This window comes from Citrobacter sp. CK188 (genome assembly GCF_030333525.1).
In the GTDB taxonomy this organism is placed as follows: domain Bacteria; phylum Pseudomonadota; class Gammaproteobacteria; order Enterobacterales; family Enterobacteriaceae; genus Citrobacter_B; species Citrobacter_B koseri.
This window is the reverse complement of sequence record NZ_JAOWFU010000011.1, coordinates 1-209: the sequence shown is the minus strand read 5'-3', so window position 1 is coordinate 209 and position 209 is coordinate 1. Positions and strand designations below refer to the sequence as shown.

The window sequence follows — 209 nt, the reverse complement described above, 5'->3', positions numbered from 1 at the left end:
TTCACTTCTGAGTTCGGCATGGGGTCAGGTGGGACCACCGCGCTACGGCCGCCAGGCAAATTCTGTTCGTCTAATGCCTCTCGCATTAAACACTAATCTGTAATCAAAGCTGAAAATCGTCTCTCAGTCCGCCAAAACATCTTCGGCGTTGTAAGGTTAAGCCTCACGGTTCATTAGTACCGGTTAGCTCAACGCATCGCTGCGCTTAC

The 209-nt window shown here is 50.7% G+C and carries 1 rRNA gene; it reads right to left on the bottom strand.

Going from position 1 to position 209, the window contains the following annotated elements:
- Positions 1–56 (bottom strand): 5S ribosomal RNA (gene rrf / locus OGV67_RS22135); the annotation flags it as partial.
- Positions 57–209 lie beyond the last annotated feature (153 nt).